We start from the raw sequence: 25637 nt of genomic DNA, 5'->3' as shown, positions 1-25637 counted from the left end.
CCTCCGTGCTGCCCTATGCCGCCTACCTCCGTGTCTATGAGCCACTGACCGCGTTCGCCGAGTCCGAGCGCAAGGTGTGGGCCGACTATGCCGACTCACGTGACCGCCCTCGTCGTGCGAACGCGCTCAATGCGGAGCACGGCGAGTCCGTCATGCGCCTGCTCGGCATGCCCCCTCAACCCGTTCCCGCCCAGGAGAGCCCCAACGCCTATCTGCGGCGCGTTGAGGACCGGCTCTATGTCTGCCCCTGGCAAACCCGTTTGCGCTCGTGGCTGGCGTTCTCACGGCTCCGTGGCACCACTCCGGTGAAACTGATGGACCATCTCGTGCCCAAGGCGATCGCCGAGCAGACGGCCGACGACTTCGACCGCTACAAGCGGCAGGCCGGTTCGGCGGCGTTGCGCACGCATATCCGCACCACGGCGTGGCATGTGCCGCCATCGTGGTTCGTGCCGTTTGATGGGAACGAGCGCTGGCTGGTGCTCGGCTCCGCCAACCCGGGACAGGACGTGACCACCACTACCGGGCGTAACCTGATCTACGTCACCTCCATGGCCCAGGCCAGGAGGCGCACGGCGCGGGCGCTGAGCGTGCTGCGCCGGCATCTGGGCGACGTCGCCGCGAACTTCGACGTGGAGGACGTCGCGAGGTGGCTGGAGGAGTTCCACCCGCACTCCCTGGTGGAGCTCGACTACGGCGGGCTCGTCCACCTGATGGACGACGACGCGTTGCAGGCCGACCAGTCCGTGGCGGAGCTCTCGGCGGCCCTGACGGGCCTGGACACGGGTCAAGAAGAACTTGCCTACGCCATGTACCAGAGGGTCATCCTGCGGTGGAAGTCAATGCAACTGCTGGAATCTGCCAACTGAGCCCCAATACGGCCGTCTGACCTGCATGAGTAGGTCACGTCTCGCGGCTGCTCTCTTCTGCGAACTGAGTAGTTTGCCGTTTTCACTGCGATACCACGAACCGTGTCGCTAGAATCACCGAGCGTGACATGGCCACGGGGGCGGGCAGTTGGGTCAAAGAAGGGCTCGCCAATCGCTCTGCGTGGCGGTATGGTCACATCGGGTGATGCCGCATATGGCTCAGAAAAGCCGCACGCTCTGGGCTATAGGGGGACATCCGTGACACGCGCAAAGGCAGTCACAGGATCGCTACGCCGGTCCACACGGAGGAGAGGCCGCACAAATGTCAGCTCGTACACCCGAGGCCGAGCCACTGCTCACGCCCGCTGAGGTCGCGACCATGTTCAGGGTCGACCCCAAGACCGTTACGCGGTGGGCCAAGGCGGGCAAGTTGACGTCGATTCGTACCCTCGGCGGTCATCGGCGTTACCGGGAGACCGAGGTTCGCGCACTGCTCGCGGGGATTCCGCAGCAGCGCTCCGAGTAGCCGAGGGTCCTCACGGACCTCAGGGGGGTTTAAGGGGGTGGACCAGGCCGCCACTTGGCCGGGTCCACCGCTGTGACGATGGGGAAGTTGGCGTCGCCCGCGCCGGCGCCACTCTTCCCTGCCTCCCCCAGCTTCCCTGCCTCCCCCGGCTTCGGGCGGCGGCTCCCCTACGCCAGCCGCTCCAGCAGCCCGGCGACCTCCCCGTCATGGGCGGCGGCGACGCCGAGCAGCGCCACCATGTGCTGCACCAGCATGTTCTCCAGCATCGGGCGCTCAAGGTCGCGATGCTCCAGCCAGTCGAGACCGGCCGTCTCCACGGAGGCGATCCACGACCGCAGCGTCGTGCGCAGCACCGGGCTCGGCTCCTCGACGCCCATCTGCTTCTGGATGAGCCGGAACAACCTCCGGCGCACGCCGTCGACGATCTCGCCGACCTCGCCGGTCCTGTTGGCTGGCCCGCCCCGCAGCAGCGCGGCGAAACCGGCCGCGTGCTCCTCCACGAAGTCGAAGTAGCGCGAAAGCCCCGAGGCCAGCTCGTCGAGCGGCCGGCCGCCCCCCTGAGGCCGCAGCCGGGACTCCAGCTGCTCCGCCGCGCTTCTCAGCGCGGCCACGTAGAGCTCCTGCTTGCCGCCGAAGTAGTGGTAGACCAGGGCCCGCGAGGCCCCCGCCGCCGAAGCCACGTCGTCGATCGAGACGTCTTCCGCGTCGCGGGTGCTGAACAGCTCCAGCGCCGCCGCCATGAGCTCTTCCCGACGCCGGTCCACGCTGAGCCTGCGCCGAGCCGGCCGTGCCGTCTCGGCTGACTTCCCGGGTGTCACATCTGTACGGTATCCGACGCCGTACCCAATAGCTGACGTGGAAGCTTCCGGTCAATATCCAGCTTTGGACAGCCAGATTGAGCCAATCCGTAACGGAGGCCGTACCCTGCGGCTAACTCGATCGTTTGGTCAGACAGGTGCCCATATCCGCATCGCGGGGGAGACACATGTCAGGACCGCCCGTCAACACTTCAACCATCACTGAGCTAAGAGAGGTAGACGCACTGCCTCGGCCCAGACCCACCATCCGTAACGTCGCCGAACGAGCCGGCGTGTCGAAATCGCTGGTCTCCCTCGTGCTGCGCGGATCCCCGCACGTGAGCGAGCACCGGCGCCAGGCCGTGCTGCAGGCCGCCCGCGAGCTCGGCTACCGGCCGAACGCGGTGGCGCGCAGCCTCGTCGAAGGCCGTACCCATCTGGTCGGGGCGCTCGTCGCCGACCTGCACAATCCGTTCTACGCGGAGTTCCTCGACGGTTTGCAGGAGAGCCTGCACGGCGACGGGCTGCGCATGCTGATCGGGAACAGCCAGTGGGACCCCGCGTTCGAGGACGAGGCCGTCGAGGCCTTCCTGGAGCTCAGGGTCGACGGGCTGGTCCTGCTCGGCATCCCGCCGACCAGCGAGACGCTGATCGAGGCCACCGCGTACACGCCCACGGTCGTCGTAGGGGAACGTGACATCGAGCTCGACGGCGTCGACATCGTGGTCGACGACGACCAGCTCGGCGCCCGGCTGGCCATCGACCACCTGGTCGAGCACGGCCACAAGCGGATCGCGCACATCGAGGGCCGGCGATCGTCGCGCTGCGAGGGGTATCTCGTGGCGATGCGCAGGCACTCGCTGGCGCCGTACATCATGGTCGAGGCCGCCGACTCGACCGAGGAGGGCGGCAGGGAGGCGGCGACGGCGCTGCTGACCCGCGACCCCAGGCCCACGGCGATCTTCGCCGCCAACGACGTGGTGGCGCTCGGGGTGCTCTCCGCCGCGAGCGAGCTGGGCCTGCGCGTGCCCGAAGACCTTTCGGTGGTCGGCTACGACAACACGCACCTGTCGGCCTCCCACCACATCTCGCTGACCTCGGTCGACCAGGCCCGCCGCTCCATGGGCAGGTCGGCGGCGGCGCTGCTGAGCGACCGGATCGGGGACCCCGCGAAGGCCGCGCGCCTGCGCGAGGTCCGCCCTGAGCTGATCGTGCGACGGAGCACGGGACCTGCCTAAGGAAGCCCCAAAGCTGGGTCAAGCCGTGTGGAGGCGCGGCCACACGGCGGTTTACTCGGCAGGGTCATGCTAAGAGTGGCCGGATTCGGATCCGGCCACGGTCTGATCCGGGGGAACAGTCATGCGTGATCCGGAACTGGTGTCCTGCGCCCAGCGCGCGGCGGCCGAGCTCGAACGCGCCTGGGGGCACTGGCGGGCGGGCAGGGGGCGCAGCACCGACGGCGGCGCCGAATCGGTCGCCAGCTACGTCGCCCACTCGCTCGACCACCCGTGGGGCCGCCCCCGCGTCGTCCTCGGGCTCGACGCCGAGGACGCGCGGGAGCTGGCCGCCCTGCTCGAACGTCAGGAGGTCGGCGAGCGCGTCTGGTAAGCAACTGGTCACTCGCCACGCTTGGTATGAGACGGACTCAAGCTCCCGCTCTGCCGTAAGTTGGACGGCATGCGTGCTCTACCAGCCACAGTCCTCGCCGTTTGCGGCCTGATCGCCTCCGCGTGTGGCGGCACCGGATCCGGTGGCGCCGCGGCAGGTCAGGCCGCCCCCGCGACCACCGCGGCCCAGGCTTCACCCCCCTCCTCCTCTTCATCCGCCAAGCAGTCACCACCCGACGCCAAGCCGCTCGACGGCAAGGTCATCGTCATCGACCCCGGCCACAACGGCGCCAACTACCGCCACCCCGCCGAGATCAACCGCAAGGTCAACGTCCTGACCCAGTGGAAGGCGTGCGACACCACCGGCACCTCCACCAACAGCGGCTACAGCGAAGCCGCCTTCACGTGGGACGTCTCCCGGCGGATGACCAAGATCCTCGAAGGCCGGGGCGCCACGGTCAAGCTGACCCGCACCAGCAACAACGGGGTCGGCCCCTGCATCACCGAGCGGGCCGCCATCGGCAACAAGGCCAAGGCCGACGCCGCGATCTCCGTGCACGCCGACGGCGCCGCCCCGTCCGGCCACGGCTTCCACGTCATCATGCCCAAGAAGATCAACGGGCCCGTGGACAAGGTCGTCGGCGCCTCCAGCAAGCTCGGCATCGCCGTCCGCGACGCCTTCCACAAGGGCACCGGGCTGCCCTACTCCACCTACATCGGCAAGAACGCCCTCAACTACCGCAGCGACCTCGGCGGGCTCAACCTCTCCACGGTGCCGAAGATCTTCGTCGAGTGCGGGAACATGCGCAACGCCACCGAAGCGGCCAAGTTCCAGGACCCGAAGTTCCGGCAGAAGATCGCCCTGGCGCTCGCGAACGGATTGCAGCACTATCTCGAAGCATGATTCCTCGCCCCTCGCTCCTGCGTGACCTCTCCGCCTCCTACGTGCTGACCTCGGGCGTGACCGTGTCCGGCGACCTGGTCGACGCCGTGCGTACGGCGCTGGCCGGGCTCGACCCGCTGCCCGGCGACTCCGGCGAGATCGACGTCCGGCGGGACCCGTCGCTGGGCGAGGAGGCCTACCGGCTCACGGTCGGCTCCCGGGGCGTGGAGATCGCGGCGGGCGGCCGGGCGGGCGCCTTCTACGCGGCGCAGTCCCTGCGCCAGCTCCTGCCCGCCGCCTCCTACCGGTTCTCCTCCGGCGGGTCCTGGCCCGTTCCAGGGGTACGCGTGGAGGACGCGCCCCGTTACGCCTGGCGGGGGCTGCACCTCGACGTGGCCAGGCACTTCTTTCCCAAGCGGGAGATCCTGCGGCTGATCGACCTCATGGCCGTGCACAAGCTCAACCGGCTGCACCTGCACCTCGTGGACGACCAGGGGTGGCGGGTCGAGAGCCGGGCGTACCCGCTGCTGCACGAGGTCGCCTCGCACCGGCCGCGCACCGCCACCAACTACTACCGCGAGCCCGAGACCTACGACGACGTGCCGCACGGCGGCTACTACACCCTCGACGACCTGGCCGAGATGGGCGCCTACGCGCGCTCCCGCTGCGTCACCATCGTGCCCGAGATCGACGTGCCCGGGCACGCCTCGGCGATCCTCGCCGCCTACCCCGAGTTCGGGGCCACCGGGGAGCGGCACGACGTTCTCGACCGCTGGGGCATCTCCCCCGCCATCCTGTCGCCGCTGCCGCCCACCGTGGAGTTCCTGACCACGATCTTCGACGAGCTGCTGGGCGCGCTGGGCGAGACCCCGTACGTGCACATCGGCGGCGACGAGGTCGTCCTCGACCACTGGGCGGCCTCCGCCGAGATCGCCGCCTACCGCGAGTCGCTCGGGCTGGCCACCGCCAACGACCTCCAGGCGTGGTTCCTGCGGCGGCTCGCGGACGCGCTCGCCGAGCGCGGCGCGCGGGCCGTCGTGTGGGACGAGGCGTTCGTCAGCGGCGGGCTGCGCCAGGACACCGTCGTCATGCCGTGGCGCGGCATGAACGTCGGCCGCCGGGCCGCCGCCGCCGGGCACGACGTGGTGGCCACGCCCGTCTTCCCGCTGTACTTCGACTACGCCGAAGCCTCCTCGCCCGACGAGCCCATGGCCATCGGCGACGCCATCACCCTCTCCGACGTGGCGGCCTTCTCGCCGGCGCCCGCCGAGTGGACGGAGGAGGAGCGCGGGCATGTCCTGGGGGTGCAGGCGCAGCTGTGGACCGAGCGCGTGCCCGACGCCCGCACCGTCGACTACCGGCTGTGGCCGCGCGCCTGCGCGCTGGCCGAGGTCGCGTGGGCCGGCTCCGCCTCCGACGACTTCCCCGGGCGGCTGGGCGAGCACCTGGGGCGGCTGGACGCGCTCGGGGTCGAGTACCGGCCGCTCGACGGGCCCCGGCCCTGGCAGCGGCGGCGGCCCCACCGGCCGGCCGGGGTGCGGGTGACCGAGGTGATGGCCCGGATCGACGCCATGACCCACCACGCCGAGTCGACCCGGCCGAGCATCTAGCCCCTGGCCACTGGGCGTGCCGCCGCCCGCCGTACTTCGGTTGCTGTCCTTTCGGGGGAAAGGGGAAGGCTTGCTGCCCTCCTTCGGAGGGGGCAGCTCGCTTGGGGAGAGGCCGGCTCGCCTCAGAGGGCGACGGCCGGCCGTCCGGGGGTCAGAAGGCGGGACGGTCGTTGAGGATGAGCTGGAAGAGGCGGTGGTCCTGCCAGCGGCCGTCGATCTCCAGGTAGCGGGGTGCCTCGCCGAACTGCTCGAAGCCGCACTTGCGCAGCACGCTCTGCGACGCCTCGTTGTCCAGCAGCGTGCTGGCCGCGAGCCGGTGCAAGCCGAGCTCCTGGTCGGCGATGCGGCACACCTCACGGACGGCGGTGGTGGCCAGGCCGCGGCCGACGTAGCCGGCGTCGATCCAGTAGCCGAGGTCGGCGTTGAGCCACGGGCCGCGGACGATGTTGCTGAGCGTCATGCGGCCCACGACGAGGTCTCCGTCGGCCAGGACCCAGGCCGCGGCCTGCCCCCTGGCCTGCAGTTCGAGCAGGCTCTTGAGGCGCTCGGCCTGCCCGGCCAGGGTGAAGAACTCGTCGGGCCTGCGCGGCTCCCAGCGCCGGAGGTGGTCGCGGTTGCGGACGTAGGCGGCGAGCAGGGCTTCGGCGTCCTGCTCGGTCACGAGGCGGAGGACGACGTCGCCGGCAAGGGGAATCGGTTCGATCACCGTCTCACGATAAGGGGCTCACGCGGTGCGGCCGATGGCCTCCGTCACCGACTTGAGGCCGTGGCGGCGGACTCGGCGCAGGAGCTGCCGGTGAATGTGCGCGGCCCAGAGGGGGCCGCCATAGACCCAGCCCGTGTAGCCCTGGACGAGGGTGGCTCCGGCGAGGAGGCGTTCCCAGACGTCGTCAACGTCCTCGACCCCGCCGGCGGACACGAGCGTGATGCGGTCGCCGACCTTGGCGCGCAGGCGGCGCAGGACCTCCAGGGAGCGGGCCTTGAGCGGCCGGCCGGACAGGCCGCCGGTCTCGCCGTCGTGCTTGATGGTGGTGTTGGTGGCGATGATGCCGTCGAGGCCCAGCTCCAGGGCCAGCTCGGCGACGGCGTCGACGTCCTCGTCCGCGAGGTCGGGTGCGATCTTGACGAGCAGCGGCGTGCGGCGTGGTGTGGCGTCGGCGACCTCCTTCACGGCCGTGAGCAGGGGCCGCAGGAGCGAGACGGCCTGGAGGTTGCGCAGGCCGGGCGTGTTGGGCGAGCTGACGTTGACGACGAGGTAGTCGGCCAGTGGGGCGAGCTCCTTGGCGCTGGCGACGTAGTCGGCCGTGGCCTCGGACTCGGGCACCACCTTGGTCTTGCCGATGTTCACGCCGATGACGACCGGAACGCTACGGGTGCGGCGGAGCCTGCGGGCGGCGGCGACGGCGCCGGCGTTGTTGAAACCCATGCGGTTGATCACCGCGTGCTGCCGGACCAGCCGGAACAGGCGGGGCCGCGGGTTGCCGGGCTGGCCGTGCGCGGTGATGGTGCCGACCTCGACGTGGCCGAAGCCGAGCGCCGACAGCGCCTCGGCGCAGGCGGCGTCCTTGTCGAAGCCGGCGGCCAGCCCGAGCGGCCCGGGGAAGTGCACGCCGAACGCGGTCACGCGCAGGGCCGGGTCGTGCGGCGCGAGCGCCCGGTGCAGCAGCCGCTTGACCAGCGGCAGCCGGGCGAGGAGCGCGAGGGCGCTCACGGTGAATCGGTGCACGGCCTCGGCGTCGAGACGCCGCAAGACCTGCGAGAACACGAGGCGATACATCACGGGTCAGGCTACCAAGCCGGCCTCGTGGGCGATGATCGCGGCCTGGACGCGGTTGCGCACGTCGAGCCGGGTGAGGATGGCGCTCACGTACGCCTTCACCGTGCCTTCGACGATGTGCAGCTCGCGGGCGATCTCGGCGTTCGACATGCCGGCCCCGAGCAGGGCGAGCACCTCGCGCTCGCGCTCGGTGAGCCCGGAGATGCGGTCGCGGGCGACGGCTCCCCTGGCCATCCGGCCGCCGGAGAGCTGCGCGATGACGCGCTGGGCGACCTTCGGCGACAGGTACGCGGCCCCGCCGGCGACCGCGTGGATGCCGGCGATGAGCTCGCGCGGGTCGCCCGACTTGAGCAGGAACCCGCTGGCCCCGATGTCGAGCGCCTTGGCGATGTAGTCGTCCTCGCCGAACGTGGTGAGCATCACCACGGCGGTGCCGGGCGCGGCCCGGCGCAGCTCGGCGGCGGCGGCGAGCCCGTCGAGGCGGGGCATGCGGATGTCGAGGAGCGCGACGTCGGGGTGGTGGCTGATGGCCAGGTCGACCGCCTGCCTGCCGTCGCCCGCCTCGGCCACGACCTCCAGCTCCGGGTCGGACTCCAGGATCGCCCGGACCCCGGCTCTGATCATGGCCTCGTCGTCGGCCAGGAGTATGCGGATCACAGTCCTCTATATTGGCTGACCATGGCACAGGTGAAGGTGTACGGGCGCAGGGACGTGTGGGCGGGGCGGCAGCGGGAGGTCTCCGACCTTCTCCAGTCGTGCCTGGTGAGCGCGTGGGGGATCCCGGAGGACAAGCGGTTCCACCGGTTCCTGCTGCTCGACGCGGACGACTTCGTCTGCCCTCAGCGTAGTGAGCGTTATCTCATCATCGAGGTCGTGTGCTTCACGGGCCGCAGTGACGACGCCAAGAAGGCGCTGATCCGCGAGATCTACGAGAAGTCCGGATTCGACCCCGAGGACGTGGAGATCACGATCATCGAGATGCCCAAGCCGAACTGGGGAATTCGCGGTGTTCCCGCAGATGAGCTCTCTCTGTCGTACAAGGTGGAGGTCTGAGGTCAGGGGCAGAGTCGGGCGAGCGGTATGGTCCGACTCATGAGCACTCACTATGACGTCGTCGTTCTCGGCGCGGGTCCTGGAGGATATACGGCCGCGGTCCGCGCCGCCCAGCTCGGACTGCGCACCGCGGTCGTCGAGGAGAAGTACTGGGGTGGCGTCTGCCTGAACGTGGGCTGCATCCCGTCCAAGGCGCTGCTGCGCAACGCGGAGCTCGCTCACATCTTCCACAACGAGGCCAAGACCTTCGGCATCAGCGGCGAGGTCACCTTCGACTACGGCGCGGCCTTCCAGCGCAGCCGCAAGGTGGCCGATGGGCGGGTCAAGGGCGTTCACTACCTGATGAAGAAGAACGCCATCACGGAGTACGACGGGCGGGGCACGTTCCTCGACGCGAACACGCTCCAGGTCAACGGCGAGACGATCACGTTCTCCCACTGCATCATCGCGGCCGGCGCGACCACCAGGCTGATCCCCGGCACGCAGCTGTCCGAGCGCGTCGTCACGTACGAGGAGCAGATCCTCACCGAGGAGCTGCCGGGCAGCATCGTCATCGCGGGCGCCGGCGCCATCGGCGTGGAGTTCGCGTACGTGCTGCACAACTACGGCGTCAAGGTGACCATCGTCGAGTTCCTCGACCGGATGGTGCCGCTGGAGGACGAAGAGGTCTCGGCCGAGCTGGCCAAGCGTTACAAGCGGCTCGGCATCGAGGTCATGACCTCGACCCGGGTCGACGCCATCGAGGACACCGGCTCCTCCGTCAAGGTCACCGTCACGCGCGGCGACCAGACGCAGGTGCTGGAGGCCGACAAGGTGCTGCAGGCCATCGGGTTCCAGCCGCGCGTCGACGGCTACGGGCTGGAGAAGACCGGCGTGGCGCTGACCGAGCGGGGCGCGATCGCGGTCGACGGGCGCGGGCGCACGAACGTGCCGCACATCTACGCCATCGGCGACGTCACGGCCAAGCTGATGCTGGCGCACGCCGCCGAGTCGATGGGCATCATCGCGGCCGAGACGATCGCGGGCGCGGAGACCATGGAGCTCGACTTCGTGATGATCCCGCGCGCGACCTACTGCCAGCCGCAGGTGGCCAGCTTCGGCTACACCGAGGCGCAGGCCCGCGACCTGGGCTACGACGTGAAGGTGGCGAAGTTCCCGTTCACGGCCAACGGCAAGGCGCACGGCCTGGGCGACTCGGCCGGGTTCGTGAAGATCATCAGCGACAACACGCACGGCGAGCTGCTCGGCGCGCACCTGATCGGGCCCGAGGTGACCGAGCTGCTGCCGGAGCTGACGCTGGCGCAGCAGTGGGACCTGACGGTGCACGAGGTGGCCCGCAACGTGCACGCGCACCCGACGCTCGGCGAGGCCGTCAAGGAGGCCATCCACGGGCTCGCGGGGCACATGATCAACATGTGAACGGACTTCGGTGCTGATCGGTACGGCTCGCCGCGGTCGTGCCGATCACAGTGGGGTCAGAGCTCCCGCCCGGCGGCCACGGCCTCGCGAAGCGTGCCGGCCAGGGCGTCCACCTGCGCGGACAGGGCACGCACGCCTTCCGTGTCGCCCGTCATGGCCAGCAGGTCGAGATACTTGTCGTTGCTGCGCTGCAGCTCGCTCGCCCGTAACGCGGAGTCGGCCGCGCGGACGCGGGAGGCGTACGCCTCCAGCTCCCACACCCGCTCCGTGACGGCCGCCACCGATCGGCGCAGCGCCTCCCGCTGGGGTTCGAGCACGGCGGTCAGCTCCGGGGTGATCACCTCGGCCAGCGCCAGGGCCTGCTCGGCCCGCAGGTCCGTATGGACGCGGACGATCCTGGCGATCTCCCACAGGCGCTCGGGCAGCACGACGTCGTTGGCGATCGCGTCGAGCAGCCCCAGGCGGTGCACGCGGGAGCCGGTCACGTCGCGGACCGCCCTCCTGGCCCTGGCCAGCAGGTCGAGGGCGGGTTCGTCCAGCTCGGCCGGGACGACGAAGCGGCCGGCGTGCCGGCGGGCCAGGCGATCGGCCGGATTCTGGCGGGCGATTCCGACGAACAGGACGCCGGTGAGGAAGGCCATCATGGCGGCCAGCCCCATGGTCTCGTGCCCGGTCTGGAACGCCGTCAGGCCCAGCACCGCCCCCGGCACGGCCGCGCACAGCCCGCCGACGCCGAACAGCCGCCGCACCCACCGCGGCGGCTCCGGCTCGGGCCGGCCGAGCAGGAGCGGCAGCGCCCCGGCGAGCAGGCGGCGCTCCCGCACGGGAACGGCGGGGTCGATGATCGGCTGGTCGATCCAGCTCTGCACCGGCGGCACCTCCCCCTGTGTGCTCTCCCTTCGAGCACACCCCGTCCGGCCCGGTCGGCTCCACCACAGCCGTGTGCGGATGTCGTGAAGATGTCGTGCAGTCGTCCTCGCGCCCGAGGCGCGGACTTCTCACCAGATCTTCAGAATTCGCCCAGACTCCTCTGAGGATGCCTGGAGACGTTGGAGTCGACTCCGCAAGAGACCCTCGCATCGGACGGTGGTCCCCCCTCATGACCTCAACTCCCCCTCAGACGACCGCACGGCACTCGCGGCTGCCGGCCTCCCGGGGCGCCACGCTGCTCCGCCTGGGCCTGCTGGCGCTGGTCGCGATCGGCATCGTGGGCGCCGCGCTGGAGCTCGCCTTCGAACGCCACTGGCAAAGCCCCGCGCAGCTCATCCCCTGGGTGGCGCTGGCGCTGCAGGTGGTCGCGCTGGTGCTGCTGCTCCTGCGCGACTCGGGGCCGGTGCTCACCGTCGCGCGCGTGCTGGCGGCGGTCGTCCTGCTCGCCTCCGCGTACGGCGTCTTCATGCACGTGTCGGTCAACCACGGGATGGGTGCGATGGACCCGCAGTGGGACTCGTACTCGCCGCTCACCCAGTGGTGGTACGCGCTGACCAAGTCGGTCGGCGGGGCGCCGCCGCTCGCGCCCGGCATGCTCGCCCAGAGCGCGCTGCTCCTGCTGCTGGCCAGCGTGACGCCGAAGCGGCTCGCGTCCTGATCGAGCGTTTCCTGAACGTTCGCACGGGGCGTTTCCTGAACCTACGCACGGGGCGTTGCCTGAACGTACGCACGGGGCGTTTCCTGAACGATTGCTGAACACTCCGGAACTTTCACTGCATTCTTCGCGTCTCACTCAGGCAAAGCTCAGCGAGCAGGTGAGGCTGGTGAGGTTGGAGTGGCATTACGTCGCGCAGTCATCGCGGCGGCCGTGATCATGGCCGTCGCGTTCAGCACCGATGGGGCGGCGGCCGCGGTCGCACCGCCCCATCGCACGATCCAGGCGGCCCCGATCGCCCCGGCCACCACGGAGCCCGTCGGCACCCCCACGGAGACAGCCGCGGAGCCCGTCTGCGTACGACTCAAGGGCGCCGAGGCGTGCGTGGGCCCCGACGGGAGCGACCGCCCCGGCATCACGATCGAGGACACGGCCGACGACCACCGCCATCCCGCGGTCGAGTACTACCTGAACGGCTACCTCGGCACCAAGTACGTCATCCACAACCTCGGCCGCAAGGGCGCCGTGCGCGGCAACCGCGAGATCGGCAAGGTCGTCACCTTCCGCGCCGCGCTGTACCAGGGCAACCACCGGGTCAAGTACGGCCGCTGGAAGACCGTCCAGAATGTCGCAAAATATCCGGTCAAGCGCGACACCCGCACCACCCCCGCCGGCGCCCGCGGCAAGTCCAGGACGTGCACCTCGACGAAGGCCGCCGCGACCCTGTGCTTCGGCGAGCGCAAGACGTTCGTCTACGCCTGCGACACCGCCGCCGACGAGTACCAGGCGCGCGCCGAGTACTTCGTGGGCGGCGACCCGACCACCCGCTACGAGATCCACCAGCTCGCCGGCGTCGGCACCTGCGGCAGGGCCGAGCACGGCGACCTGTCCATCAGCATGTACCGGGCCTCGGTGTTCGACCACGGCCGGCGCAAGGCCACCAGGCTCTACAAGTACAACTGATCAGAAAGGCGCGACGATCTCCCGCACGGCCTCGGCGCACTCCCTGGCGTTGTCGTCGTGGGCGATGCTGCTCAGCAGCTCCCGCAGGTGGTACAGCGGCATGCGCTCCTGCCAGCCGGACGGCAGGGGCGCGGTGGCCGCGTACACCTCGAAGAAGCGGCGGGCGGCCGGCGGGCGCGGCGAGAACCACAACATGCTCAGGTCGGCCTCGGCGAAGCTGTAGGAGACGGCGGGGTCGATCAGCGCGGGCGCGCCCGTGGGGCCGCACAGGATGTTCTCGCGCCACAGGTCGCCGTGCGTGAGCACCGGCGGCGCGGGCGGCAGCAGGTCGGGCAGGGCCGCGCAGAGGCGTTCGAGCGCCGCGCGGTCCGCGCGGTCCAGCGCCGCCGCCACCAGCGGCTCCGTGAGCCAGCGCAGGATGCGGCGACGGGCGAACCAGGCGTGCCCGTCGTCGTCCCACGTGTTGTCCTGGCGCAGGCGGCCCAGCCAGCCGTCCCGGTGCCAGCCGAACCGCTCGCCGACCGTGGCGGCGTGCAGGCCCGCGAGCGCGAGCGCCAGCTCCTCCCAGAAGCGCTCGTCATCCTCGCGGCGGGGCGGCAGCGGCTCCAGCACCAGCAGGTCCGGCGTCACGGCCAGCACCTCGGGGGTGGTGACCCCGCCCAGCTCGCGTAGCGCGCGCAGCCCGGCCGCCTCGATCTCGAACAGATCGGACCCCGCCGAACGTAACGTCTTGGCGAACACCCGCGACCCGTCGCGCAACGTGGCCATCCCCGCCAGCGCCACCACCCCGCCGGGTGCCGCCCGTACCGACTCCGCCTCGAACCCGGCCGCGCGCAGCCGTGCCAGCAGCAGCTCCACAGGCACCTCCACCGTCACCTCCACAGGCACCTCCACAGTGCCGTCACTGCGCGAGCAGCCGCCCGCCCGCTCGCGGCGTGAAAGTTTCAGCCTCGATTGACGCCCGCGCGGCCCCGCGCCCATGATCATGATGCTTCCTGGTCAGGAGGAGGCGTCGAGCTGAATACCCGCAAATGTCGAGCTGAATACCCGCAAATCCAGCACGAGGTGCGCCGATGCCGAAAGTTCCCCTGCGAGCCGCGCTGGCGGCCCTGCTGACGCTGACCGCTCTGACCGCTCCTGCCGCCTACGCCGACGAGAGCACCGCCGTCAAGGTGACGGTGAACGCCCGCGCCGCACTCGCCACCGTCCCGGAGACGGGCCTCGGCACCAACCATGCCATCTGGGACACCAACCTGGGCACGGACCAGACCGCCGACCTGCTCAAGGACGCGGGCATGAAGCTGCTGCGCTACCCCGGCGGCTCGTACTCCGACATCTACCACTGGGCCACCCACACCGCCCCCGGCGGTTATGTCGCCCCGAACACCGACTTCGACACGTTCATGCGCGGGGTGCGCCGCACCGGCGCGCAGCCGATGGTGACCGCCAACTACGGCACCGGCACCGCCGAGGAGGCGGCCGGCTGGGTGCGCGAGGCCAACATCGTCAAGAAGTACGGCGTCAAGTACTGGGAGATCGGCAACGAGAACTACGGCAACGGCCACTACGGCTCGGCCTGGGAGGCGGACGACCACGCCGACAAGAGCCCGAACGAGTACGCCCGCCACGTCGTCGCCTACGCCGACGCGATGAAGGCCGTCGACCCCACCATCAAGATCGGCGCCGTGCTGACCACGCCCGCGAACTGGCCCGACGCCATCACGGCCGAGGGCGACAGCGGCTCGTGGAACAAGGTCGTCCTGTCCGCCGCCGGGCCGAAGATCGACTTCGTCATCCTGCACTGGTACCCCGGCGCCCTCGACCGGAACGGCCACGTGCCGGACATGATCCAGCTCACCCGCGACCAGATCGCCAAGTACGCCGGGCCCGGCTCGGAGCGGATCGGCATCGCGATGACCGAGTTCAACACCGGCTCCAGCAGTAACGGTTCCACCACCCAGCCGGGCGCCCTGGCCGCCGCCGACGCGTACGCGTCCCTGCTGGCCAACGGCGTCTTCACGGTGGACTGGTGGAACGTCCACAACGGCATCGGCACCGTCACCGAGGTCGAGGGACACACCGACTACGGCGACTTCGGCCTGCTGTCGAGCGGCAGCTGCACCTCCGACGGCACCGTCTGCGAGCCCGCGCTGAACACCCCGTTCGCCCCCTACTACGCGTTGCAGATGGTCAGCAAGTTCGCCCGGCCGGGTGACCGCTTCATCCGCGCCGCCACGGACCAGCCCAAGGTCACCGCGCACGCGGCCCGCCGCCCGAACGGCGACCTGGCCGTCCTGATGATCAACACCTCGTCCGACACGTCGTACCCGGTCCAGCTCGCCTACTCCGGCTTCACTCCCGCCGCCGGCGCGCCCACCGTCCTGTCCCACACGAACGGCGCCACCGCCATCACCACCACGACGTCCGGCACCGCCACCACCCAGACCCTGCCGCCCCTCTCGCTGACCACCGTCGTCCTCAAGCCGTCCTCCGTGCAGGCCGGCCGCCCCGGCACCCCCGGCCAGCCCACGGTCAGCGCCGTCACGGACCGGACCGCCACCATCACCTGGCCCGCCGCCAAGCCCGGCACCCGCCCCATTGCCAAGTACGAGGTCCACCGCCAGAACGGCGCCATCACCGAGCAACTCGGCGAGACCTCCACCACCACCCTCACGGTCCACAACCTCAAGCCCGGCACCCGCTACACCGTCAACGTGATCGCCCGCGACACCGGCGGCGCCACCTCCGACCCCTCACCCCCGCTCACCTTCACCACCGGCACCCCCGCCACCAGCTCCTGCTCGGTCAAGCTGACCATCCAGACCGACTGGGCCAGCGGCTACGTCGCCTCCATCGACATCACCAACCACGGCGCCCCCCTCAACGGCTGGACCCTCGCCTTCACCTGGCCCCGCACGTGGCAGAGCCTGGGCAGCGGCTGGAGCGCCGTCTGGACGCAGACCGGCTCGGACGTCAAGGCCGCCAACGAGCCCGCGAACCCGTCCCTGGCCACGGACGCCACCACCACGATCGGGTACGTCGGCAACTACAGCGGCCCGAACGTCCTCCCATCCGTGTTCACCCTGAACGGCACGGTCTGCACGACCGAGTGACCTGCGCTTTCCGGAGCACGCGACGGCCCACCACCGCCGCGTGCTCCGGCCCACACCCGACGGCGATCTCGCCGACCAGGCGACGACCCTCCCGCGCGAGTACGGCCCCGTCCACCCGGGCACCCCGGCCGGCGACTTCGACACCATCGAGCTACGCGACGCCCCCGGCTGGGTGGTGACCGGCCACCACCCCGACATCCTCACCCACGTCACCCCCGGCGAGCTCGACGACCACGACCACCTCATGGTCGGCCTCCACGGGCGCAGCAAGCGCGACCAGGACGGGCGCGACCTGAGAATCGTCCACGTGGAGGACAAGCGCTCCTGACCGAGCGCGGTCGTACATCTCCTCAAGCCGGCGTGACGAAGAAACCATCCCCCACCTGGTCTGAAGCACATCGTCCAGGTGTCCCCGACCTTCGGCCGGCTGGCAAAACGAAACTCACGGACTCGATTCCCGCCCACGCATCTTCGGTGAAGAGCAAAAAGCCCCGAACGATGATCCGTTCGGGGCTTTAGTAAGCTGAATGGCTGGTGGTCAGGGGCAGGGTCGAACTGCCGACCTTCCGCTTTTCAGGCGGACGCTCGTACCAACTGAGCTACCTGACCCAGAGCGGTCCTGACGGGACTTGAACCCGCGACCTCCACCTTGACAGGGTGGCGAGCACTCCAAACTGCTCTACAGGACCTTGCGTCTTGCTTTTTCTTGCTGTTTGCGCTCGCTTAGCTTACCAGCTCTTCGGTGGTCTTGGACCAGCCGTTTTGCGGGTGCGCTAGGCGCTCGCGGTGCCCCCAACGGGATTCGAACCCGTGCCGCCGCCTTGAAAGGGCGGTGTCCTAGGCCGCTAGACGATGGGGGCTTAGGTTTCCCTGTCGCCTTCCGTCGGGGACCTCTGAAGCATAGGGGACGATTGCCCTTGATGCCAAAGTGGCGGACCGGCGGCCGGCGAGGCGGGGGTGCCAGTGATCGATCCCGTTGGCGACGGGGCGTTCGTTGGCTCCGGGGAAATCATACGTTGCGGGTCGGGCTCCACGTGACGCTGGATGTACACCGACTGCTCGCCGAGGCCGCCGAGCGTGATGTCGTCCCATGCCCGCAGGCGTTTGGTCTCCCTGTCGAAGTACAGGACGGAGGCCTGGACGGGGGTGGGCTGGGCGTGTTCGAGGGCGCGCAGGCCGGCGCCACCGGTGGAGCCCTGGATGAGCATGCGGGTGCCGGTGGGGAAGACGGTGGTGCGGCGTTCGTGGGTGTGGCCGGCCAGGATCATGGGGGCGGCGCCGGAGAAGCCGTTGCCGACCTCGCCGTCGTGGACGGCGATCAGGTCGGCCTTGCCGACCTTGGGCAGGTGGGCGCGGCCGAAGTCGGCGAGCGCGGCCGGGTCGGAGTCGACGGCCACGGACTTGTCGGGGGTGAAGCGGGGGTCGCCGAGTCCGTAGATGGTCAGGCCGGCGACCTCCTTGGAGGAGTCGTCCAGGACGATCGCGTTCTTCTGCTTCTCGACGGCCTTCTGCGTGGTGATCGAGTCGTGGTTGCCGCGCACGAACACGTACGGAACCTTGAGCCCGGCGATCTCGTCGACGAACTTGTTCTCCGCCTTGGACCCGTGGTCGGAGATGTCGCCCGTGTCGACGATGAGGTCCACGGCGAACTGGTCCTTGAGGGAGCGGATGACGTTCCAGGCGATGGGGTTGAGGTGGATGTCGGAGACGTGCAGGACGCGGATGGTCTTGGGGTCGGCGTCGTACAGGGGCAGGGTGGAGACCGTGTCGTACAGCTTCGAGACGTTCGTGACGAGTTTGGTGAGCTGGGAGCGGTACGACTCGAAGCGCGTGACGATCGACTCGGCGCTGCCGACGAGGGACGGGGCGGCGGCGACCAGGCCCGAGTAGCGCGGCTCCACGAGCGAGCTGGGGCGGAACGTGAGCGCCGCCAGGGCTCCGGTGGCGGCCAGGGCCACAGAAGCCGCCAGAAGGCCCACCAGAGCCGTTCTCGGGCGCCGGAAGACCATGAGGACCGCGAGGAGCGCTCCGGCGCCCGCACAGAGCAGTGAGCGGATCACGAGGGCGCGCACGCCGTCGAGGAGGTCCTCCTCGATCACGGTCGGCAGGCGCTCGGCCAGGCGCGGGTCTTCGAGGAAGGACTTGGCGCGTTCCTGGTCGATGTTCTCGAGCGTGATGCGCAGCCTGAGCGGGGCGCTGTGGGTCTGGAACGTGAGCGTGCCGAGGGGACTGGCGTCCACGACGGTCTCGCCGTCCCAGGCGGGGCGCAGCGACATGCCGGTCTCCACCGGGCCGACCTGGGCGCGTACGGTGCCGCTGAGGAAGATCCCGAGCCAGGCGCCCACGGCGGCCACGGCGAGCACCGCCGCCAGCCTCGCAGCACGCGATCGAAGGATGGCCTTTGACCTGTGCACGAACTTCATACGGTTTCTTGCTTACCTGTCGAGCGGGGCAGAATGGCAGGCGTGATTGAGGTATCGCGGGAGAAGTTCGAGGAGCTCGTGGCCGAGGCCCTGGACACGATTCCGCCGGACCTCACGCGCGCCATGAGCAATGTCGTCGTCACGGTCGTCGATGACCCGCCCGAGCCCCACCTGCTCGGCTTGTACACCGGTGTCCCCCTCACCGAACGCGGCGACTGGTACTCAGCAGTTCTGCCCGACCGGATCGAGATCTACCGCAATCCGATATGTGAAATTTGCGATACCGAGGAACAGGTGATCGACGAGGTCCGCATCACGGTCGTGCATGAGGTCGGCCATCACTTCGGCATCGACGACGCCCGCCTTCACGAATTGGGCTGGTAACCCTTTGCTTTTGGTTGGCTGCTTTCGGTTGCGGTCCGCCCTGCTCGTCGGGCACCTTAGGTCACATAGCGAGCACCCTGAGTCAGGCACAGCGGAGTCCAGTGGGGGCCATGCGGGCGCGACGGCCGCCGGGACGGCATCGCCGTGCCGGAGAAGCACGACAAGTCACATATCGGGAAGTCATCGCCATCAGGGAGTTCCGGGCGCTCTGGTACGGCCAGTGCCTGTCGCTCCTCGGCGACCAGCTCGCCCAGGTGGCGCTCGCCGTCCTCGTCTACGATCGCACCGGCTCGCCGCTGGCCACCGCCGCGGTGTACGCGCTGACCTACCTGCCCTCGATCGCCGGCGGGCCGCTGCTGGCCGGGCTCGCCGACCGCTTCGCCCGCAGGGGCGTCATGCTGGCCTGCGACCTCGTCCGGGCCGCGCTGGTGGGCACGATGGCGGTGCCGGGCGTGCCGTTCTGGGCGCTCTGCGCACTGGTCTTCCTGGTCGTGCTGCTCAGCGCGCCCTTCTCGGCCGCGCGGGCGGCGCTGCTGCCCGAAGTGCTCGAAGGTGACGCGTACGTCATCGGCTCGGCGCTGCAGAACATGACCAACCAGGGCGTGCAGATGCTCGGGTTCGCCACCGGCGGAGCGCTGATCGCCACCATGGGCCCGTACCGCGCGCTCGCCCTCGACGCCGCGACGTTCCTCGGATCGGCGCTGATCCTCGCCTCCGGCGTCCGCCGCCGGCCGGCCAGCGCGGGCGCGTCCAAGCCCTCCATGTGGTCGATGACCGCGGGCGGCGCCCGGCTCGTGTTCGGCTCGCGCAAGCTGCGCACGCTGGTGCTGTTCGCCTGGCTGTGCGGGTTCTACATCCTGCCCGAAGGCATCGCCGCCCCGTACGCGGCCAGGCTCGCCGACGGATCGCTGCCCGTCCCCGTGATCACCGGGCTGCTGATGGCCGCCATGCCCGCCGGCACCGTCGTCGGGGCGTTCCTGTTCAGCAGGTTCGTGCCGGCGCCGCGGCGGCTGCGGCTCATGGGCTGGATGGCCGTCCTGAGCTGCGCGCCCCTCGTCGTCACCGCGTTGCGCCCGCCGCTGGCCGTAGTGCTGGCGGCATGGGTGCTGTCGGGCATCGGCGGGGCGTACCAGCTCGCGGCCAACGCCGCCTTCGTCCAGTACGTACCGGCCGAACGTCGCGCGCAGGCGTTCGGCCTCGTGCAGTCGGGGCTGATGGCCGTGCAGGGCGTCGGTATCCTCGTGGGCGGGTTCGCGGCTGAGAGACTCGGCCCCGAGCCGGTGGTCGCGCTGGCGGGGGTCGCCGGGGTGATCAGCGCGGCCGTACTGGCCCTGATCTGGACCGAGTCTCGTGACGAGAGCGCCCGCATGCCCGCCGAGGCCACCGCCTGATCACCGCCGCGGCTCCAGGACGGGAGCGCCCGGATGCCTGCCCAGGCCACCACCCGATCACTGCTGCGGCTTCTGCTCGCCGCTCCAGTCGGTCGAGGTGGACTTGGCCTGCTGCTTGTTGATGATGTCCTGGACGATCGAGGTGTCGTGCTCCTCGTCCGGCATGAGGAGCCAGCCGATCGCGTACAGCGCGACGCCCGCCCCGCCGAACAGCGTCGCGATCGCCAGACCGATCCGCACCAGGTTGGCGTCGATCCCCACGTACTCGCCGACGCCCGAGCAGACGCCCGCGATGATCCGGCCCTTGTGAGTGCGACGCAGCTTCTTGACGTTGTATTCGCTCATGCCTCAAGACTGCCCGGCGGCCCGGTGTTCGCACATCAGGATTGCCCCTGGTAGAACCCTGGTAGTCCCCCTTGCACGAGAGGACCACCATGGACGACCTGCTGCGCCTGGACGACCAACTCAACCCTGACCAGCGGCTCATCCGCGACACCGTCAGGTCCTTCGTCGCCGACCGCGTCCTGCCCCACGTGGGCGACTGGTTCGAGGAAGCCGTCTTCCCCGCGCGCGACCTCGCGCCCGCACTCGGCTCGCTCGGCCTGCTGGGCATGCACCTCCAGGGGTACGGCTGCGCCGGCACCGACGCCGTCTCGTACGGGGTCGCCTGCCGCGAGCTCGAAGCCGGCGACTCCGGCCTGCGCTCCTTCGTCTCCGTGCAGGGCTCGCTCGCCATGTTCCCCATCTGGCGGTACGGCTCCGACGAGCAGAAGCAGGAATGGCTCCCCCGCATGGCCGCCGGCGAGGCCATCGGCTGCTTCGGCCTCACCGAGCCCGACCACGGCTCCGACCCCGCGAACATGCGCACGTACGCCAAGAAGGACGGCACCGACTGGGTGCTCAACGGCTCCAAGATGTGGATCACCAACGGCTCCGTCGCCGACGTCGCCGTCGTGTGGGCGCAGACCGACGACGGCATCAGGGGCTTCGTCGTCCCCACCACCACCCCCGGCTTCTCCGCCCCTGAGATCCACAAGAAGATGTCCCTGAGGGCCTCCGTCACCTCCTCCCTCTACTTCGACGACGTCCGCCTGCCCGCCTCCGCCGCCCTCCCCGGCGTCACCGGCCTGCGCGGCCCCCTCTCCTGCCTGTCCGAAGCCCGCTACGGCATCGTCTGGGGCGTCGTCGGCGCCGCCCGCGCCTGCCTGGAGGCGGCCGTCGACTACGCCAAGACCCGCGTCCAGTTCGGCAAGCCGATCGGCGCGTACCAGCTCACCCAGGAAAAACTCGCCTGGATGTACGTCGCCACCGCCCAGGCCGGCCTCACCGCCCTCCACCTCGGCGAGCTCAAGGACGCCGGCAAGCTGGAGCCCCGGCAGATCAGCTTCGGCAAACTCGCCAACGTCCGCGCCGCCCTCGACATCGCCCGCCAGGCTCGCACCATCTTGGGCGGGAACGGGATCACGCTGGAGTACCCTGTGATCAGGCACATGAACAACCTGGAAAGCGTCCTGACCTACGAAGGCACGCAGGAGATCCACACGCTGGTGCTCGGGGAGGCGCTCACGGGGATGGCGGCTTACCGGTGATGGAGGCGTCGCGGGCAGGGCGGTAATCTCTGTACCCTTGCTGGTGCGAGGGGCGTTAGCTCAATTGGCAGAGCTGCGGACTTTTAATCCGTAGGTTCCGGGTTCGAGCCCCGGGCGCCCTACCACTTCACACCCCGCGAGGCGGGGATGGCCGCGTTCATGCTCAGGTCCTGGTTGGTGAGGATGACGATGGTCTGGCCCTTGGTGGGGGACATGTCCAGCTCGCTCCAGTAGCTCGTGCTCGTCGTGATCCTTCCCCTGCCAGGGTCGGGCGCGGTCCTGGGCGCGGCCGCGTCCGGCGGTTGAGCGTCACCGCCGCCGGGTCAGGGGGCTGTCATCGGCGCACCATGACCCAGTGCTGGTCGCCGCCGGAACGGCCGCACGTCGCCGCGGAGATCTGCCACGGGCGTCGCACGTTGTGGTGCAGGCACAGGTTGCGCAGGTGCTTCCATCTGATCTGGACGACCGTGTCCCACACGCCCTCCTTGACCACGGGGAAGGTGAACTGCTGGCGCTTGTCGCCGCTGCACTGTGCCACCTGCACCGCGGTGCCCTTGGGCGCGCCCAGGCAGTACGTGCGTCCGCGGTAGGTGACGGCGAGCTGGGAGCGGGCGGTGCGCTTCCACAGGTAACCGTCGAACTCCGTGGACGGGCAGTAGTTCGCCTGGGCGTGGAAGCCCAGTTCGGCCGGGGTGTGGTCCGCGGCGTAGGTCAGGCAGCGGTCGTCGTTCCTGATGAGGTAGGTCTTCGGGGCCGCCAGGGCGGGGGCGGGGACGAGCGCGGCGGGGATGGCCAGGGCGAGGACGGCCGCGACCGTTGATCGTCTGCTCATGGCACGGCATGCTACGGCGATCATCCGGGCGCGGGGTCGTTCTCCCCGCCTTCGGGCAGACTTGTCGCCATGCGGCGCGGGCGACTCATCACCATCATCGGGGCGATCTTCGCTGTGGTCGGGTTCGTGCTGGTCTCCGTCGCCGTCACGCTGGCCGTCACGACCGCGAGCTTCCTGGGCTCCGCCGAGCGGGTCGACGGCATCGTGGTCGAGATGACCGTGAAGACCTCCACGAGTCGAGACTCCAACGGGCGCACGCGCGAGAGCGTCTCGTGGTATCCGACCGTGGAATTCACCGTCGACGGCCGGCGCCACTCGTTCCGGAGCTCCACCGGCACCAATCCGCCGATGTACGAGAAGGGCGACGTCGTTCCCGTCGCCTACGATCCGGGCGACCCTTCCGACGCGATGATCGCGGCGTTCTGGCCGGCGTTCCTCGCCCCCGTGATCGTCGGTGGGCTCGGCGTGTTGTTCACCCCGGTCGGCGTGGTGCTGTTCGTCAAGGGGCGCCGGTCGCCTGCCAGATGACGGCCTGGTCAGGCGGGCGCCGAGAGGCGGATGGCCTCGACCTGGCCGTCCAGCAGGACCGGGCCGGCGGCGTACGGGACCAGCAGCGTGTCTCCCCTCCGGAGCGGCAGGTCGTCCTTCTCGCCCAGGAGGCGGCCCTGTCCGGCCACCACGACCAGCACGCTGAAGGCGCGTTCCAGGCGCTCGCCGCCATGCACGCGGCGGGCGATGAAGAACTCGTCCGCGGCCTCGGGGAGCAGCCGTTCCGGGGCGCCGCGGAGCTCGGCGAGGCGGGCCGGCGTCCAGGCGCGGCGGTCGACGCACTGCAGGGCCAGGTCGTAGCCGAGGCCGAGGTGTCCGCCGTCGAGGCCGAAGCCCTCGTACTCCAGCAGCACCGAGAAGTCGGTCGGCTCCTGGACCTCGACCAGCAGGATGCCGTCGCCGATCGCGTGCGGCAGGCCGGCCGGGCAGAGGATCGTGTCGCCGGACGCGACCGGGATCTTGTTGGTGGCGGCGAGCATCGCCTCGGTCTGCTGCCCGGCCACCCAGCCGGCCAGCTCGGCGGCCTCCACGTCGCGGGCGAAACCCAGATGGACGTACGCGCCGGGCCGCGCGGAGACGATCACCCACGCCTCGGTCTTCCCGTACGGCGAGGCGAGGTGCGCGGTGGCGAAGCGGCGGTCGGGGTGCGCGTGCAGGGGCAGCCGCTGGCCGGCGTCGAGCAGCTTCACCAGCACGCCGGTGTCGGTGCGCTCCGGGCCGAGCCACCAGCGCGGGTCCGCGGCGATCGCCTCGGCCAGCACGCGGCCGTCGGCCAGGGTGGACAGCCCGGACGGGGCGAGCCCGAACCTGGGGGTCACCGAGCCCACCCAGTCCTCCGGGCGGTCGGGCAGCGCCGCCACGGTGCGGAACGCGGCGATCCGCCCGGCGCCGCGGTAGAAGGTCTCGGGCTGGTTGGCGGGTAGCACCTCGACGGTCATCGGTGTCCCTTCATGGCCTCATTCGGTGGGGAAGCCGGTCCCTTCATGGCCTCGCTCAGTGAGGAAGCCGGTCCCTTCATGGCCTCATTCGGTGAGGAAGCCGGACCCTTCATGGCCCCGCTCAGTGAGGAAGCCGGTCCCTTCATGGTGGCCAGCTCGGCGAGGAAGCCGCCGACGAACGTGTCGCCGAGCCCGACGGTGGTCGGGTTCTGGACGTCGAGCGCGAAGCCGGGGACGCAGTCCACGGTCGCCCCCATGCGCGAGCGCAGCGCCGCCGCGAAGGCGACGGACTCGGGCCGCCGGGGCAGCCGGCGCAGCCGTTCGACGTCCTCCTCGGTGAAGGCGTCGCCGTGGCGGTAGCGGGTGGCGGCCATGACGGTGCCGGTGTCGAGGGCGGCCTCGTAACGGCCCGCGCCGAGCGCCGCGGCCCAGTACTTGGTGTGCAGCACCAGCGTCGGCACCGGGATGAGCTCGTGCACCTCCGTGAGCGCCCGCGCGACGTCCTCGGCCGAGAGCAGGTCGACCGGCCGCCCGAGGTACGACTGGAGCTCGTCCTCGTTCAGCCCGTACACGTCGATCACGTCGAGCAGCTCGTCGCGGACCCGGCGGCTGAAGGCGGGCTCGTGGTAGGCCGCGTCCTCGAAGTAGGTCACCGCCGTGGGCGGCAGCCGCCGCATGTGCTCCTTCAGGGTGGCGAGCCGGTCGCCGAGCTCCGCCTCGTCGCGCATGGCGTTGAATCCGGAGATCAGGAAGACGTCGGCCGCGCTCAGCCGGTCGCCGAGGTCGCCGGTGAGCAGCATGGCGGCGTTCGCCGGGTCGTTGACGTAGATCAGGCGGTTCGGGAACGGCGCGGCGATGTCGATGTCGCCGGCCCGGACCCGCAGGCCCTGGTCGTACTGGACGATCAGGTGCGGGTGGAAGGTGTCCCCGGCGCCGCTGCTGACGTACGCGCAGTCCGCCGGCAGCAGCCGGCGGACCGTGTCGTTGACGCTGACCAGGTGCAGCGTGGACGGCACGCCGAGCCGGCTCATCACGATCCCGGCCCGCACCGAGGTGCCGCCCAGGGTCTCCCGGTACGGGAACCGGCTCGCGAAGGCCCGCAGCGCCGGGGCGGAGGCGACGAAGTGTTCGCCGCCTCCGCCGCGGGCGACGTACCCGAGGATCGACACCACGAGGTCCCGCTCGCTGGTCACGGTGGCCGGTGACGTCAGCTCCGCGGCCGCGATGCGGTATTCGGCGACAAGCTGTTCCAGGACTTCGGCGGTGAGCTTCAACTCGTGGTCGACGCAACCGCCCAGCCCCAGGATCACCCGAGACGCGTCGGCCATG

27 protein-coding genes and 4 tRNA genes are annotated in these 25637 nt (G+C 70.3%); 17 read left to right on the top strand and 14 right to left on the bottom strand.

Going from position 1 to position 25637, the window contains the following annotated elements; genetic code table 11:
• Positions 1-5: 5 nt before the first annotated feature.
• Complete coding sequence (locus HCN51_RS40015; RefSeq protein ID WP_080044624.1) at positions 6-869, top strand: DUF8083 family protein; 864 nt, start codon at positions 6-8, stop codon at positions 867-869.
• Positions 870-1191: 322 nt separating this feature from the next.
• Positions 1192-1395 (top strand): developmental transcriptional regulator BldC, encoded by a 204-nt coding sequence (bldC, locus tag HCN51_RS40010; protein ID WP_013133571.1) that lies wholly within the window; start codon positions 1192-1194, stop codon positions 1393-1395.
• Positions 1396-1562: 167 nt separating this feature from the next.
• Here the strand turns inward: bldC and HCN51_RS40005 are convergent, their stop codons facing one another.
• Positions 1563-2159 (bottom strand): TetR/AcrR family transcriptional regulator, encoded by a 597-nt coding sequence (locus tag HCN51_RS40005; RefSeq protein WP_230465745.1) that lies wholly within the window; start codon positions 2157-2159, stop codon positions 1563-1565.
• Between the two features lie 221 nt (positions 2160-2380).
• Between HCN51_RS40005 and HCN51_RS40000 the strand changes: the two genes are divergently transcribed.
• The 4 genes from HCN51_RS40000 to HCN51_RS39985 all read left to right on the top strand — a co-directional run bounded on the left by HCN51_RS40000 (position 2381) and on the right by HCN51_RS39985 (position 6292).
• Positions 2381-3430 carry a LacI family DNA-binding transcriptional regulator gene (locus HCN51_RS40000; RefSeq protein ID WP_080044621.1) on the top strand — a complete coding sequence of 350 codons (1050 nt, stop codon included), beginning with the start codon at positions 2381-2383 and terminating at the stop codon, positions 3428-3430.
• Positions 3431-3551: 121 nt separating this feature from the next.
• Positions 3552-3800: a hypothetical protein gene (locus HCN51_RS39995; protein ID WP_080044620.1), complete on the top strand. Its 249-nt coding sequence runs from the start codon at positions 3552-3554 to the stop codon at positions 3798-3800.
• Between the two features lie 69 nt (positions 3801-3869).
• Positions 3870-4703 carry an N-acetylmuramoyl-L-alanine amidase gene (locus HCN51_RS39990; RefSeq protein WP_168017271.1) on the top strand — a complete coding sequence of 278 codons (834 nt, stop codon included), beginning with the start codon at positions 3870-3872 and terminating at the stop codon, positions 4701-4703.
• Positions 4700-6292, top strand: coding sequence for a beta-N-acetylhexosaminidase (locus tag HCN51_RS39985; protein WP_168017270.1), 1593 nt, complete (start codon positions 4700-4702; stop codon positions 6290-6292). Before HCN51_RS39990 ends, HCN51_RS39985 begins: the two co-directional genes overlap by 4 nt.
• A 151-nt stretch (positions 6293-6443) precedes the next feature.
• On the opposite strand, the gene HCN51_RS39980 is transcribed toward HCN51_RS39985, so the two are convergent.
• From HCN51_RS39980 to HCN51_RS39970, 3 genes are read right to left on the bottom strand one after another with little or no spacing between them, the layout of a single operon-like run.
• Entirely contained in the window at positions 6444-6998 is a 555-nt protein-coding gene (locus HCN51_RS39980; protein ID WP_168017269.1) for a GNAT family N-acetyltransferase, read from the bottom strand.
• Positions 6999-7016: 18 nt separating this feature from the next.
• Positions 7017-8069: a quinone-dependent dihydroorotate dehydrogenase gene (locus tag HCN51_RS39975; protein WP_186404504.1), complete on the bottom strand. Its 1053-nt coding sequence runs from the start codon at positions 8067-8069 to the stop codon at positions 7017-7019.
• 6 nt (positions 8070-8075) lie between these two features.
• Complete coding sequence (locus tag HCN51_RS39970; protein WP_080044615.1) at positions 8076-8726, bottom strand: response regulator; 651 nt, start codon at positions 8724-8726, stop codon at positions 8076-8078.
• A 21-nt stretch (positions 8727-8747) separates the two neighbouring features.
• Between HCN51_RS39970 and HCN51_RS39965 the strand changes: the two genes are divergently transcribed.
• Complete coding sequence (locus tag HCN51_RS39965; RefSeq protein WP_168017268.1) at positions 8748-9122, top strand: tautomerase family protein; 375 nt, start codon at positions 8748-8750, stop codon at positions 9120-9122.
• 39 nt (positions 9123-9161) lie between these two features.
• Positions 9162-10541, top strand: coding sequence for a dihydrolipoyl dehydrogenase (gene lpdA / locus HCN51_RS39960; protein WP_080047436.1), 1380 nt, complete (start codon positions 9162-9164; stop codon positions 10539-10541).
• Positions 10542-10597: 56 nt separating this feature from the next.
• On the opposite strand, the gene HCN51_RS39955 is transcribed toward lpdA, so the two are convergent.
• The gene (locus tag HCN51_RS39955; protein WP_168017267.1) at positions 10598-11410 is read right to left on the bottom strand and encodes a hypothetical protein; all 813 of its coding nucleotides are present in this window, start codon (positions 11408-11410) and stop codon (positions 10598-10600) included.
• A 230-nt stretch (positions 11411-11640) separates the two neighbouring features.
• Between HCN51_RS39955 and HCN51_RS39950 the strand changes: the two genes are divergently transcribed.
• Positions 11641-12129, top strand: coding sequence for a hypothetical protein (locus tag HCN51_RS39950; RefSeq protein WP_240973750.1), 489 nt, complete (start codon positions 11641-11643; stop codon positions 12127-12129).
• Between the two features lie 177 nt (positions 12130-12306).
• Positions 12307-13089, top strand: coding sequence for a hypothetical protein (locus HCN51_RS39945; protein ID WP_168017266.1), 783 nt, complete (start codon positions 12307-12309; stop codon positions 13087-13089).
• Here the strand turns inward: HCN51_RS39945 and HCN51_RS39940 are convergent, their stop codons facing one another.
• Entirely contained in the window at positions 13090-13959 is an 870-nt protein-coding gene (locus HCN51_RS39940; protein ID WP_206068433.1) for a fructosamine kinase family protein, read from the bottom strand.
• A gap of 203 nt (positions 13960-14162) precedes the next feature.
• Between HCN51_RS39940 and HCN51_RS61715 the strand changes: the two genes are divergently transcribed.
• Both HCN51_RS61715 and HCN51_RS39930 read left to right on the top strand, forming a co-directional pair.
• Positions 14163-16202 (top strand): cellulose binding domain-containing protein, encoded by a 2040-nt coding sequence (locus HCN51_RS61715; RefSeq protein ID WP_168017265.1) that lies wholly within the window; start codon positions 14163-14165, stop codon positions 16200-16202.
• 40 nt (positions 16203-16242) lie between these two features.
• Positions 16243-16530, top strand: a complete 288-nt coding sequence (locus HCN51_RS39930; protein WP_168017264.1) for a hypothetical protein — start codon at positions 16243-16245, stop codon at positions 16528-16530.
• Between the two features lie 204 nt (positions 16531-16734).
• On the opposite strand, the gene HCN51_RS39925 is transcribed toward HCN51_RS39930, so the two are convergent.
• From HCN51_RS39925 to HCN51_RS39910, 4 genes are all read right to left on the bottom strand, one after another.
• Positions 16735-16811: transfer RNA gene (locus tag HCN51_RS39925), tRNA-Phe, on the bottom strand.
• 5 nt (positions 16812-16816) lie between these two features.
• Positions 16817-16891 (bottom strand) — tRNA-Asp (locus HCN51_RS39920).
• Between the two features lie 98 nt (positions 16892-16989).
• Positions 16990-17062 (bottom strand) — tRNA-Glu (locus tag HCN51_RS39915).
• Complete coding sequence (locus tag HCN51_RS39910; RefSeq protein ID WP_346433964.1) at positions 17063-18565, bottom strand: metallophosphoesterase family protein; 1503 nt, start codon at positions 18563-18565, stop codon at positions 17063-17065.
• A 93-nt stretch (positions 18566-18658) separates the two neighbouring features.
• Here HCN51_RS39910 and HCN51_RS39905 point away from each other — a divergent pair, with 93 nt between their 5' ends.
• Entirely contained in the window at positions 18659-19009 is a 351-nt protein-coding gene (locus tag HCN51_RS39905) for a metallopeptidase family protein (protein ID WP_206068432.1), read from the top strand.
• Positions 19010-19119: 110 nt separating this feature from the next.
• Positions 19120-20400, top strand: coding sequence for an MFS transporter (locus tag HCN51_RS39900; RefSeq protein ID WP_168017263.1), 1281 nt, complete (start codon positions 19120-19122; stop codon positions 20398-20400).
• Positions 20401-20457: 57 nt separating this feature from the next.
• On the opposite strand, the gene HCN51_RS39895 is transcribed toward HCN51_RS39900, so the two are convergent.
• Positions 20458-20745 (bottom strand): PspC domain-containing protein, encoded by a 288-nt coding sequence (locus tag HCN51_RS39895; RefSeq protein WP_080044599.1) that lies wholly within the window; start codon positions 20743-20745, stop codon positions 20458-20460.
• An 89-nt stretch (positions 20746-20834) separates the two neighbouring features.
• Between HCN51_RS39895 and HCN51_RS39890 the strand changes: the two genes are divergently transcribed.
• On the top strand, positions 20835-21989 hold the full coding sequence (locus HCN51_RS39890; RefSeq protein ID WP_168017262.1) for an acyl-CoA dehydrogenase family protein: 1155 nt from the start codon (positions 20835-20837) through the stop codon (positions 21987-21989).
• Between the two features lie 49 nt (positions 21990-22038).
• Positions 22039-22114 (top strand) — tRNA-Lys (locus HCN51_RS39885).
• 209 nt (positions 22115-22323) lie between these two features.
• On the opposite strand, the gene HCN51_RS39880 is transcribed toward HCN51_RS39885, so the two are convergent.
• Positions 22324-22821, bottom strand: coding sequence for an RICIN domain-containing protein (locus tag HCN51_RS39880; protein ID WP_168017261.1), 498 nt, complete (start codon positions 22819-22821; stop codon positions 22324-22326).
• A 69-nt stretch (positions 22822-22890) separates the two neighbouring features.
• On the opposite strand from HCN51_RS39880, the gene HCN51_RS39875 reads away from it, so the two are divergent.
• Positions 22891-23349: a DUF3592 domain-containing protein gene (locus HCN51_RS39875; protein ID WP_168017260.1), complete on the top strand. Its 459-nt coding sequence runs from the start codon at positions 22891-22893 to the stop codon at positions 23347-23349.
• An 8-nt stretch (positions 23350-23357) separates the two neighbouring features.
• On the opposite strand, the gene HCN51_RS39870 is transcribed toward HCN51_RS39875, so the two are convergent.
• Together HCN51_RS39870 and HCN51_RS39865 are read right to left on the bottom strand one after the other, a co-directional pair.
• Positions 23358-24308, bottom strand: coding sequence for a class I mannose-6-phosphate isomerase (locus tag HCN51_RS39870; protein WP_168017259.1), 951 nt, complete (start codon positions 24306-24308; stop codon positions 23358-23360).
• Positions 24305-25636 carry an ADP-dependent glucokinase/phosphofructokinase gene (locus HCN51_RS39865; protein ID WP_168017258.1) on the bottom strand — a complete coding sequence of 444 codons (1332 nt, stop codon included), beginning with the start codon at positions 25634-25636 and terminating at the stop codon, positions 24305-24307. Before HCN51_RS39865 ends, HCN51_RS39870 begins: the two co-directional genes overlap by 4 nt.
• Position 25637 lies beyond the last annotated feature (1 nt).

Source organism: Nonomuraea composti (genome assembly GCF_012034275.1).
Lineage (GTDB): Bacteria > Actinomycetota > Actinomycetes > Streptosporangiales > Streptosporangiaceae > Nonomuraea > Nonomuraea composti.
Note: the sequence above shows the minus strand (reverse complement) of the source record. Positions and strands in the feature narration are given on the sequence as shown.